This is a genomic window from Thioclava sp. JM3, from assembly GCF_002213185.1.
Lineage (GTDB): Bacteria > Pseudomonadota > Alphaproteobacteria > Rhodobacterales > Rhodobacteraceae > Thioclava > Thioclava nitratireducens.
The window spans coordinates 42,154-52,963 of record NZ_NBOB01000014.1 but is presented as its reverse complement, the minus strand read 5'-3'; the positions used below and the strand labels follow the sequence as shown (position 1 = coordinate 52,963).

Below are 10,810 nucleotides of genomic sequence, written 5' to 3'. Positions count from 1 at the left end.
AATCCGCACGTCCATAGTAGTTCCTCTCTCAATGAACCACCAGCATACACAGACACCCCCAGGTTTTGCCCACTCCCGTCAGCGAGGCCGTCGATGCTATTCGCGGTGATATCCAGCTTGCCCGACGGCTGGACGAACATCATCTGCCAAACTGGCGCGACGATGCCGAGTTCTCGGACATGATCCAGACCCTTATTGCTGCCATGCCACTGGAAAAGAAGTCCAACCTGAAGGTCAAATCTCTCAAGCAGGTCTTGGCACTGACCGGTGGGGTGACCTCGCGCATCTTCGCTCTGGTCAAGGATCTTTCCATCGACGCCATTATCACAGGCGAGGAATGCATCACCGATGACGCAATCGCAAAATGGACGCCGGTTTGGTCGCGCCATGCGAACCCCCATCGGCGGCTCCAGAAGTCCCGGGTGTGAAGCCGCACCCGCTGCCCAAGACTGTCGCGCCGCTGCCAGACGAGTTGTTGTCAGGTTGGTTGTCTCGGCTGGCGGCGGCCAACTACTGTGATGATGCGGAACTACTGGCTCATCTCAGAATCGATACCGCGCATGGCACCGCCTTGGACTTCAACGTCGACGCGGCTGCGGCGGCGAAGATTGCCAACGCCGCACGGGTTAACCCAGATGTTGTTCGATCTTTGACCTTTCCGGCAATGACGCTACGAGAAGCCTCGCTGACGGCTCAGATGCCATTCCAGCATTGCATGCAATGCGCCAGAGAGGGTCTTTCGCTCAGGCATTGGAGGCGGGCCTGGGCATTTGACTGCCAAGTTTGCGGGACGAGACTTGTGCAGACCCTTGGCAAACTCCGTGAGGAACAAATATCTGGAAAACTGATATACCGAGCGCGCCGCGGGGCAGAGATGCTTGAGTGCGCCGCGCGCTCGCGCGGCCCCAAGCAACTTCGGCGCGCAATGCGCGCAGTCACCTTTGCCATGTCACTCAAAACCTTCCGCGGGGATCCGTCGTTCGCTGTCCAGAACCCCAGATCGGAAGTTAGGCTGTTCTGCCTCGCCGCAATCGCCGCCGCTCGATCTCATCCCTTGGCTAAGGCAGCCATCGTCAGCAAAAGCATCGACGACTATGCAAGGGTTGCTCTCTTGCGCGCCTTCGAGAAGGAGCCTCGATTGCTTGCCGCGGTTGATCACATCGCGCAAAGGTGCGCGAGAAACAGGGGCCCCATGACAGCCGTATCTCACAATTAAGGGCAAAAATTGTCGCCAAACGCGTCGCGTCTCAGATTAAAGGGCAACGCGACACAAGCGATGATGCGCGCTGACGATTGTGGCAGTGGTCGATACCCTGTTCGTGTTTTATGCGTAGATTTTTTTGCCTGCTTGCCGGTCTCGGGACCCAGCACCTCATCTACATCATCGCGCGCAAAAAGTGCGCGCGCGAATGTCCGATGCTCTTCGCTTGAACGCGTCTCAAACCGGCGGGCTGGCCCGGTCACCTTCAAATCCATGCCGATGTCTGGTCTACGGCCCGGGCAGGATCCCGGCCGCGAACCCCATAAGAAGCGTGACAAGCACGGTGACTACGACTGTTCCTTGGGCCAGAACAGCGCCCACCTCTGATGGGTGCTCTGTCGAAGAAGTTCGATACATCGGCACCACCAGCCGCAGATAAACCCCGAGCGCCAGCACCGAGTTCAGGATGCCGATGATCGCAAGCCACAGATACCCGGCCTCGACCGCTGCCGAGAGCAGGTAGAACTTGCCCACGAAACCGAAAAGCGGCGGGATGCCGGTCAGTGACAGCAGGAACACCACCATCGCCGCGCCGAGCCACGGATGGGTGCGACCAAAGCCTTCAAGATCGCCCAGATTGCGCCCGGCCAGCAGGACAACCGCAAAGGCGCCGAGGTTCATCGCCACGTAGGCGGCGGCAAAGACCAGAATGCCCGGAACGGCAAAGTCGCTGGCCCCAAGGGCCACGACGCCCATCAGGAAATATCCCGACTGTGCCACCGAGGAATAAGCGATGAGGCGCACAAGGTAGGTCTGCACCAGTGCGGCGAGATAGCCATAGGTCATTGTCGCCGCCGCGATCACCGCCAGTGCCAGAGGCCAGCCACCGTCACGGGGCAGGTCGCGCAGGACCTGTGCGAAGGCGAAAAAGGCGGCCGCCTTGGTGATGACGGACAGGTAGGCCGCGATCGAGACGGGCGCCCCCTGATAGGCGTCCGGTGCCCAGAAATGGAACGGCACCAGAGCTCCCTTGTAACCCAGACCGACGATGATGGCGATCAGCCCGGTGATGATCACAAGTGTCTGGCCCTGCAACTGGCCAAGTTTCGAAAACAGCGTCGAACCGGAGCCCCCAAACCAGAAGGTCAGCCCGTAGATCATCACCGATCCGGTGACCGCCCCGAAGACGAGGTATTTCATCGCCGCTTCGGTGGCCGCATCGTCGCGCGGCCAGGCCACAAGCGCGAAAGAGCCCAGACCGGTGAGCACGACACCGATCACCACCACCATCATGTCGCCCGCCCCCGACAGCATCAGCGCGCCGAGGGTCACCAGCACGACGAGGGATTGAACGCTGCCCTCGCGCCGGCGGCCAGCAATCTCGGCCCGGACCAGCAGCAGGGACAGTGCGGTGCCGGGCAGCAGGATCAGCTTGGCCCAGCCCGAAATCAGGTCGATCCGGTAGGTGCCGCCGAAGACGGTGGCGTCGACGCTCAGCATCGGCAGCGTCAGGATCGTCGCCGCCGCAAGCCCGGCCAGCCCGATGGCCAGCACCAGCCGCGCCGCGCGAAACATCTCCGCAACGATCATCAGCATCGCCGCGGCGGCCAGCGTCAGCTCCGGCGCCAGAAGGGCAAGATCGCGGCCCATCTCCATCAGTTGCCGAGGCCCATCATAGTGGTGTGGATCATGTCAATCAGCCAGCCGGGCGCGACACCGATCAGAACGGTCAGGACGAGAAGCGGCAGGATCACTAGCTTTTCACGCCTATCCAGATCCGGCATGTCGGCCCATTTGTCGTTCATCTCGCCCAGGAAGACGCCGGCGATGGCGCGCAGGTAGAGTGCTGCGGTGATCACGATGGCCAGGATCGCGATCAACCCCCAGGGCATGCCGTTCAGCGTGGCAAGGAAGATCTGGAATTCGGCCGGGAAGTGTGCGAGCCCCGGCAGCCCGAGAGAGGCGAAAGCCGACAGGATGAAGGCCCAGCCAAGCCACGGCACACGGCCCAGCAGCCCGCCGAAATCGCCGATTCCGCGGGTATGGGCCCGGTCCTGCAACATCCCCACAAGGAAAAAGAGCGCGCCCGTGACCAGACCGTGGCTGACCATTTGCAGGGTTGCGCCATCCAATGCGATGGTCCGGATGCGCGGCTCTGTCGCCAGTGCAGCAATGGCGACGCCCATCACCACGTACCCCATATGGTTAACGGACGTGTAGGCGATCATCTTTTTCAGGTCGCTCTGCGCCAGTGCCGCGAAGGCCCCGTATAGCGCGCTGACCACCCCGAAGGCGAGGATCACCTGTCCGGCCTGTGCGAAGGCCTCGGGCGTCATCTGGTAGGCAAAGCGCACAAGCCCGTAGGTACCGAATTTCAGCATCACGCCGGCCAGGATCACGCTGCCCGCCGTGGGCGCCTGCACATGCGCCGCCGGAAGCCAGGTGTGGACCGGGAAGGCCGGGATCTTGACCGCGAAGGTCACGAGCATCGCGATCAGCGCCAGCATGGCAGGAAGCCCGCCCAGTGCGGTGCCCTCGACCCAGACACGCATGTCGAAGGTGCCCGATCCGAGGTAAAGCCCGATGATCGCCAGCAGGAGCGGCAGCGAGCCCAGAAGCGTGTAGAGAAAGAACATGAGTGCGGCCCGCTGACGCTCTTCATAGCCCCAGCCTGCGATCATGAAGTACATGCCGACCAGCGAGACCTCGAAGAAGACGTAGAAGAGCAGGCCGTCAAGCGCCATGAACGTGCCGAGCGAGGCGGTTTCCAGCATCAGCATGAGCACCACATAGGAGGCCGCCCGCTCCCCGATCCGCGCCGAATACAACGCCGACAGGAAAAACAGAAGCGAGGTCAGCAGCACCAGAGGCAGGCTCAATCCGTCCACGCCCAGCCGGTAGGCCGCGCCGATGGCGGGGATCCAGGCGATTTCCTCGACCTGGGCGAAGTCTCCGGCCACGATGCCGCGCGCCCAGATTGCCAGTGTGATCAGGAACACGGCCCCCGTGGCGGCGATGGACACCGCATGTGCCGTTCGCGTGGACCGGTCGGGCAGCGCCATGAGCGCGAGACCGGCAAGGATGGGCAGGAAGGTGGCAATGGTCAGAAGCGGCATGGGCGCGATCCTCAGAAGTAGAACGGGGCGGCGAGGAGTACGCCGGTGACGAGAGCGATTCCGGCGACGGTCAGCGCCATTTCGCGGTGGATAAGGCCGCTTTGCAGACGGCGGGCGCGGGTGCCGAGAGCGATTGTGCGATCGACAAGGCCAAAGATCGCACGATCGATGGTGTCGCGGTCAAAACGCAGGCTGGCCAGCCCGAGGGACAGGTTGAGCCTGCCCACCGCGTTGAGCAGCGCCAGAAGACTGTCTTCGGCGCGTTCGATCCGGCGTGACAATGCTTGTGTACCTGCGACGATGCCGCCCAGCACGACACGGCGGATGATCCAGGCATCCAGGCGGTCGCAGAGCCGTGCCAGGGCCAGCGTCGGGCGGACCACGAGGGCGTCCATGCCACCTGCGAGCGGGAAGCCGTTTCGTGCTGGCGCAAGCAGCGGACCCAGAAGGCGGGCGGGGGCCAGCAGCCAGCCAAGCGCCAGCCCGGCCAGACCCACCGCCAGCCCCATGGCCGGGACGATCCAGCCGGGCTCGGCCAGATGCGCGCCCAGCATCGCCTCCAGCGGTTTGAAAGCGAAGCCCAGAGTCGCGGCGAGTATCACGAGAACGCCCATGCCGACGGCCATGAGCGGCACCTTATCGCGGGGCTTCTCCGGCGTGCCGGACCACAGCACCTTCAATGCCCGGCCCATATAAGCCCCGGTCAGCACCGACCCAGCAAGGGCCAGCGGCAGAAACCACGCGGCAGAGGGGCTATCGAGAGCCGCGGCGAGGATTGCGTCCTTGGAATAGAAGGCGGCGAGCGGTGGCAGCCCGGCCAGCGCCAGCGCGGCCAGTGCAAAGCCCGCAAAAATGCCGGGCCGGGCGCGGCCCGCGCCGGCAAGCGTGTCCAGATCGGTGCTCTCGCGGTCGTGCTGAAAGACGCCTGCGCCGAGAAAGAGCGCCGATTTGATCGCGGCATGCGCGATCAGATGCAAAAGCGCGGCAACGGGCGCGCCGGCCCCCACCGCGATCAGCATCAGCCCGTACTGGCTGGCGGTCGAGGCGGCGAGCAGACGCTTGAGGTCTGTTGCGGCCAGTGCCATCAGCCCGGCAATCACCGCCGTCGCCCCGCCGACAATCCCGATGGCCAGAAGCGCGCCGCCGGGCAGCATCGGCGCGGTCCGGATCAGCAGGATCGCCCCCGCCGCCACCAGCGTGGCCGAGTGGAGCAGGGCAGACACCGGCGTTGGCCCCGCCATCGCCCGCATCAGCCAGTCCTGCATCGGCACCTGCGCCGACTTCCCCATCGCCGCAAACAAGAGCAGCAGCCCTGCGATCAGCGCCGGGGTGCCGGTGGTGGAAAGCGTGGCCGAAATCTCGGAGGTTCCGGCGATACCGATCAGCAGGAAGGCCGCGAGGTAGAGGCCCAGATCGGCCGTCCGGGTATAGAGGAATGCCCGCATGGCCGCTCCGGGCACGCCCTTTCGCCTATGCCAGAAGCCGATCAGAAGGTAGGAGGCAAAACCAATCATCTCCCACGCGGCCAGCAGGGTGATCCAGTCCCCCGACAGCACCAGAAGCTGCATCGCGGCCACGAACATCAGCATGGTGCCGAAAAAGCGGGGGCGCTCGGGGTCATGGGACATGTAACCCGCCGCATAGGTCAGGACCATCGCCGCGACGGTCGCGACGACCAGCGCCAGCGTTGCCGTCAGCGGGTTGGCCACCAGCCGGATCGGCAGGTCCGGCAGGAAGGGCAGGGTGGCCGTGACATCCGCACCGCCCGCCACCCCGGCCAACAGAGCAATCGCCCCGGCAAGGCCCAAGGCCGCACCGGTCAGCGCAATCGCCTCGGGCATGCGCCGGAGCGCAAGTGTCGTCAGGCCCGCGCCCAAAGGCGCGAGGATCGTCAGCGAAAGCCAGATCACCCCCTGAGCTCCCGCGCTTCTTCCATCTCGACCGACCCGCGCGAGCGGAACCGGGCGATGGCGATGCCGAAACCCACGGCCATCTCGACCGCCATCACCGCCATGACGATCAGCACGAACATCTTCGCCGCTGTCACATCGGGGTGCAGATAGCGCCAGAACGCCACGAGATTGAGCAGTGCCGCGGCAAGGATCAACTCGACCCCCATGATGATCATCACAAGGTTGGTCTGGCTGAGCGCACCATAGAGGCCAACGCCGAAAAGCGCCGCACCGACGCTGAGCGCGATCATGAGTTCCGGGATCATTGGCTATCCTTTTCTTGCGGGGCGATCGCGACCATGGTCGCCGCGATCATCGCGGTCAGGATCATCAGCGCCGCGCTTTCAAAAATGAACATGGAGCGGCCCAGCAGTTCGCGGCCCAGCAAGCGCGCCTGTTCATCGGCCCCGGGCACGTCGGGCACGGGGCCTTGCCAGCCGGCGGTCCAGATCACCACCAGTGCGGCGACCAAGCCAATCCCGCCCGCCCAGAGCGACAGGCGTTTCTGGTGCGTCATGTCCATCTTGCCCATGCCGCCGGGGTCCATCATGAACATGACCATGAAAATCGCCATGACGCTCATCTCCGTGGCCATCATCATGATCTGGAGCACGCCCAGAAATTCGGCCTGCATGACAAGGAACATCGCCCCGATGGCGGTCTGACTGAACAGGAGCGCAATGGCCGAACGCACCATCGAATGTGTGCGAAAGACGACCACCCCGAACCAGATCGCGGCGGTGCCGAAAAAGGCGAGAAACAGAGCGGTGGCAAGGCTCATATCGGCACCACGAGGGCGATGACGCCCACAAGGAAGATATTGGCCAGCGCCAGGGTGATGCCGAGCTTCCAGCTCAGTTCCAGATACTTCGCCTCGCGCAGGCGCGGCAGGCGCGGCCCGAGCATCAGCATCGCGGCCGCTACACCAAGTGTCTTGAGCGCAGTCCAGGCCCAGCCCGGCAGCCACGGTCCAAGCCAGCCGCCGAGGTAGAAGGTAACGGTCGCGCTGGCCAGTGCGACGATGATCACAAGCCGCGCCAGTCGCAGGACGGCCAGCCGCGCGCCGGTGTATTCGGCCTCGACTCCACCCGCCAGATCGCCGCCGCCGGTGGGCAGGTCGATGGGCGGCAGCCAGGCGACACCCATCGCCGCGATGACGAACAGGACGAAGCCGATGGGCTGATAGGCGACGTTCCACAAGGCCGCCTGCGACAGGACGATCTGCGTGGTGGAGAGCGACTCGGCCCGCATCGCAACTGCCGTTATGGGCATCACGATCAGCATGGCATAGGCGACGAACTGGCCCAGAAAGCGCCAGCCGCCGATCATCCCGTAGGCCCCGTTCGGCCCCCAGCCGGCCATGATAAGCGCAACCAGCACGTAAGCCAGCGCGGCGTTCAGAAACAACGCGCCGATGGCCAGATCGGTGATGATCAGCCCCGGTGCCAGTGGGATAACGGCGACTGACAACAGGCCCGCGACCAGCAAGAGGACCGGGCCAGCCTCGAAAAACAGCCTGTCAGATGTGCGCGGCAGGATCTGTTCGCGGCCCAGCAGCGCTAGCGCCGAGGTCGCCGGCCGTGTGAGGCTGAGGCGTCCATGGACGGCCCAGCCTTCCAGAACGGCCACGGCGTAGCAGCCGATCGCGAGAGCGAGGATAATCACCGCGATGCTCATTGGGTCGCGCTCCAGGGATCGAGATCGAGCGAGGCGATTGCGGTCAGTGCGTCGGCAAGTTCCATCTGCTTTATCAGGTCGGGCACATGCGCGGCGAGGTCGGAGAACGGCGTCTTCAGATGGGCCGAGGCGACTGTACCGCCCTTTAATGTCAGGTGCAGCGTTGCGGGTCCGCGCGGTGTTTCCAACGTTGCCGTGCCGTGGCCGTCGCCTGTTGCACGCGGCATCTCTGGCATCGCGGTCGCGCCCGCCGCCGATATCAGGTGAAGGCTTTGCCCGATTTCTGCGCAGCGCTGGCGGAGCCGCGCCATGGCGTCGCCTTCATCCTGCGTGATCGGTTCGAAACCTAATTCGTCGTAGACCCCGTCGCCGTGTCTGGCATCGGACGCATGGTCCGCCGCACGTGCCACAGGACCTTCCGATGCTCCCTGAAGCGTCCCGATCCCGGTCAGTTTTGGTCCCATAAGTGATCGGTTGAGTGCACCGTACAGAAGGCTCGTTATAGAAGTTGCTTGCTCTGCCACCTCATCCGCTTTAGCCGTCCGGACGCGGTGTTCCATGGCCGCCGCCCGGCGCCCCAGCGGTGCAAGGCCCGCTTGTCGAGCCAACCCGGCCAGCCAGTTGAGATGGCTTGCAATCCGTTCGCGTTCCACTGCTGCGGCGCGGGCGGCCAGAGTGTCCTTGGGTGCAGTTTGTCCGGTAGCCTTCTCGGCAGCACGGCAAGCCAGTTCGCGCATTGCCACCGGCGACAAGGGCACCGCGTCCGCAAGATGATCAGCGAAGTCTTCGAGAGCAACGCCTGATGGCAGCGCCGCCATCTTCATCCCTCTGACCGCGGTGCCCGCGACGCTGTCTCCATCGAGGGTCAGGTCCAGGTGCAGACCGCCCGGAAGACCCGGGAAGAAGGGGCCAAAGGGCGCGTCTATCCATTCCATGACCAATCCGTCGGGGCTGACCGGTTTGCCTTCGGTGAGTTCGACCATTGACATGAAATGCGGTTCGATCCCCGGGATGTCTGGCGCCGCGCCGTGGCCTGTGTGGCCATGATGCGCGCCATGCGCATCCTGCTGTTCGTGGGCGCCATGCGCGGCGTGCTCTCCTTGGCCCTCTTGCGCTGGCATGTCCTTGTGGTGCTTGTGACCGCCATGTCCACCATGCGCATGCTTTCCGGCCTCGGCCTGCTGGACGAGGTCCATGCCACACTTGGGGCAGGAACCCGGTGTGTCGGAGGCGACATCCGGGTGCATGGGGCAGGTGTAGGGGCCTGTCGGCTCCGTGGCCGGTTCGGCGTGATGGCCGTGGCCGTGGTCCGCATGTTTCCCGGCCTCGGCCTGCGGGACGAGGTCCATGCCGCACTTAGGGCAGGACCCGGGTGTGTCGGAAGTCACCTCCGGGTGCATCGGGCAGATGTAGGGGCCTTTCGGCTCTGCGGCCGGTTCGGCGTGATGGCCATGTTCGTGATGCGCGTGTTCCCCGGCCTCGGCCTGCGGGACGAGGTCCATGCCGCATTTCGGGCAGGAGCCGGGCGTGTCAGAGGTGACCTCCGGGTGCATGGGGCAGGTATAGGGGCCTGTCGGCTCCGTGGCCGGTTCGGCGTGATGGCCGTGGTGCACGTGCTCTCCGGCCTCGGCCTGCGGGACGAGGTCCATGCCGCATTTTGGACAGGAACCGGGCGTGTCCGAGGTCACTTCCGGGTGCATCGGGCAAACATAGGAGGCGGACGTCTCGGCGCTTGTCACAGCATCCGACTGATGATGGGCTTTTTCTGCTTGCGTGGAAACCGCGGACGATTTTTCATGGCCCTCATGGCCCTCATGGCCCTCATGGCCCTCATGGCCCTCATGGCCCTCATGGCCCTCATGGCCCTCATGGCCCTCATGGCCCTCATGGCCCTCATGGCCCTCATGGCCGTGCGACGCCGCGCCGGAAACGCGGCGTTCCACAAGGAACATCCCGCATTTCGGGCATTTGCCGGGTTCGTCCGAAATGACTTCCGGATGCATGGGGCAGGTGTATTCGATCCGCTCCGACAGGGCAGGCGCATCAAATTCCGCGATGTCTGGTGCAAAAGCCCCATTGCAGAGCAGTTTGCGCAGATCCTCCAGTCCGGAGATCAGGCCCGCCTGCGACATCTCCGCCGTCACGTCGGCAGTGGGCAGAGGGCCAAGATCGGCCTCACCAAGCGCGAGAATGCACCGGGGTCGCGGCATCTGGGCCCAGACGACGCTGGCCGCATCGGCCAGCGCAGTGGGCAAGGGCCCCGCGATCAGCAAGACGTTCGCGTGGCGCGGCGTCACCGCGCGGATCAGCCCTGCGGCGTCCAGATCGAGACCAAGCGCATTCGCGACGTCCTCTCCAGGCACCACGAACGCGCGCAAATCCCGCGCCATGGCCCCGGCGACCAACCCGCGGAAACCGCGCAACAGACCCTGACGTGCCCCGGACAAATCCATCATTGCCGCCTCAGCGCGCCCTGGCTCCATCCATAGAGCAGGCCGAGAAACAGGATCGCGAGAAAAACGCCCATGTCGAGCAGGGCGACCAGCCCCTCTTCGCGGTAAACGACCGCCCAGGGGTACATGAAGGCCATCTCCATATCGAAGGCCAGAAACAGGAGCGCATAGCCGTAATACTTGGCGTGGTATCGGACCCAGACCGGATCGCGCGCCAAAGTGCCGGCGGTTGCGGGCACATCCTTGGCCGGTTCCGCCCGCGCCCGCCCGATCGCACGGGCGAGGGCATAGAGGCTCAGGACCAGCCCGACCGTGCCAAGCGTCAGGCCGAGCAGAATGGCGTATTGCGTCAGTTCACTCATGTCCGCCCTGGCTCCTGTCGTGCTTGGCCGGTTTTTCCCGTTCGGGTGC

The 10,810-nt window shown here is 64.6% G+C and carries 11 protein-coding genes; 2 read left to right on the top strand and 9 right to left on the bottom strand.

All coding sequences use genetic code 11. The features are described from left to right. Window positions 1–65: 65 nt before the first annotated feature. Window positions 66–428 (top strand): TniB family NTP-binding protein, encoded by a 363-nt coding sequence (locus B6V73_RS18785; protein WP_240504186.1) that lies wholly within the window; start codon window positions 66–68, stop codon window positions 426–428. Then, window positions 425–1,216, top strand: a complete 792-nt coding sequence (locus B6V73_RS18780) for a TniQ family protein (protein WP_088726117.1) — start codon at window positions 425–427, stop codon at window positions 1,214–1,216. Before B6V73_RS18785 ends, B6V73_RS18780 begins: the two co-directional genes overlap by 4 nt. On the opposite strand, the gene B6V73_RS20585 is transcribed toward B6V73_RS18780, so the two are convergent. From B6V73_RS20585 to B6V73_RS18735, 9 genes are read right to left on the bottom strand one after another with little or no spacing between them, the layout of a single operon-like run. Then, on the bottom strand, window positions 1,213–1,476 hold the full coding sequence (locus B6V73_RS20585) for a hypothetical protein (RefSeq protein ID WP_143597946.1): 264 nt from the start codon (window positions 1,474–1,476) through the stop codon (window positions 1,213–1,215). The two genes, B6V73_RS18780 and B6V73_RS20585, sit on opposite strands and share 4 nt — an antisense overlap. Window positions 1,477–1,489: 13 nt before the next feature. Then, the gene (locus B6V73_RS18775; protein ID WP_088726123.1) at window positions 1,490–2,851 is read right to left on the bottom strand and encodes an NADH-quinone oxidoreductase subunit N; all 1,362 of its coding nucleotides are present in this window, start codon (window positions 2,849–2,851) and stop codon (window positions 1,490–1,492) included. A 5-nt stretch (window positions 2,852–2,856) separates the two neighbouring features. Continuing rightward, window positions 2,857–4,317, bottom strand: a complete 1,461-nt coding sequence (locus B6V73_RS18770; RefSeq protein ID WP_088665108.1) for an NADH-quinone oxidoreductase subunit M — start codon at window positions 4,315–4,317, stop codon at window positions 2,857–2,859. Between the two features lie 11 nt (window positions 4,318–4,328). Beyond that, the gene (locus tag B6V73_RS18765; RefSeq protein WP_088665109.1) at window positions 4,329–6,227 is read right to left on the bottom strand and encodes a proton-conducting transporter membrane subunit; all 1,899 of its coding nucleotides are present in this window, start codon (window positions 6,225–6,227) and stop codon (window positions 4,329–4,331) included. Continuing rightward, window positions 6,224–6,535: an NADH-quinone oxidoreductase subunit NuoK gene (nuoK, locus tag B6V73_RS18760; RefSeq protein ID WP_088665110.1), complete on the bottom strand. Its 312-nt coding sequence runs from the start codon at window positions 6,533–6,535 to the stop codon at window positions 6,224–6,226. The genes B6V73_RS18765 and nuoK overlap by 4 nt, the downstream gene beginning before the upstream one ends. After that, window positions 6,532–7,050 (bottom strand): NADH-quinone oxidoreductase subunit J, encoded by a 519-nt coding sequence (locus tag B6V73_RS18755; protein WP_017469393.1) that lies wholly within the window; start codon window positions 7,048–7,050, stop codon window positions 6,532–6,534. The genes nuoK and B6V73_RS18755 overlap by 4 nt, the downstream gene beginning before the upstream one ends. Then, complete coding sequence (locus B6V73_RS18750; protein WP_088665111.1) at window positions 7,047–7,946, bottom strand: complex I subunit 1 family protein; 900 nt, start codon at window positions 7,944–7,946, stop codon at window positions 7,047–7,049. The genes B6V73_RS18755 and B6V73_RS18750 overlap by 4 nt, the downstream gene beginning before the upstream one ends. Continuing rightward, complete coding sequence (locus B6V73_RS20985) at window positions 7,943–10,402, bottom strand: heavy metal-binding domain-containing protein (protein WP_206185610.1); 2,460 nt, start codon at window positions 10,400–10,402, stop codon at window positions 7,943–7,945. The genes B6V73_RS18750 and B6V73_RS20985 overlap by 4 nt, the downstream gene beginning before the upstream one ends. Beyond that, complete coding sequence (locus B6V73_RS18735; RefSeq protein WP_017468394.1) at window positions 10,399–10,761, bottom strand: NADH-quinone oxidoreductase subunit A; 363 nt, start codon at window positions 10,759–10,761, stop codon at window positions 10,399–10,401. The genes B6V73_RS20985 and B6V73_RS18735 overlap by 4 nt, the downstream gene beginning before the upstream one ends. Between the last annotated feature and the right edge of the window lie 49 nt (window positions 10,762–10,810).